The organism is Mesorhizobium sp. M8A.F.Ca.ET.181.01.1.1 (genome assembly GCF_004792025.1).
Lineage (GTDB): Bacteria > Pseudomonadota > Alphaproteobacteria > Rhizobiales > Rhizobiaceae > Mesorhizobium.
This window is the reverse complement of record NZ_SRTV01000216.1, coordinates 1-308: the sequence shown is the minus strand read 5'-3', so window position 1 is coordinate 308 and position 308 is coordinate 1. Positions and strand designations below refer to the sequence as shown.

Genomic DNA, 308 nt, shown 5'->3' with positions numbered 1-308 from the left:
AGACCATCCAGCCGGGCGCCTATCCCTGGCCGAACGGCGTCAATGACTGGCGGCCGGCCCATATCCATTTCTCCATCTTCGGTCACGGTTTCGCGCAGCGCCTCATCACCCAGATGTATTTCGAAGGCGATCCGCTGATCTGGAAATGTCCGATCGTCAAAACCATTCCGGACGAGGATGCGATACGGAGACTGATCGCGCCGCTGGACATGAATGCGACGCTGCCGATGGACATGCTGGCCTATAAGTTCGATATCGTGCTGCGCGGTCGCCGCTCCACCCTTTTCGAAAACCGCATGGAGGGCAAC

1 pseudogene is annotated in these 308 nt (G+C 58.8%); it reads left to right on the top strand.

Features of this window, described 5'->3' with window-relative positions:
- Positions 1–308, top strand: a pseudogene (locus EN824_RS34325) (protocatechuate 3,4-dioxygenase subunit beta); the annotation flags it as partial.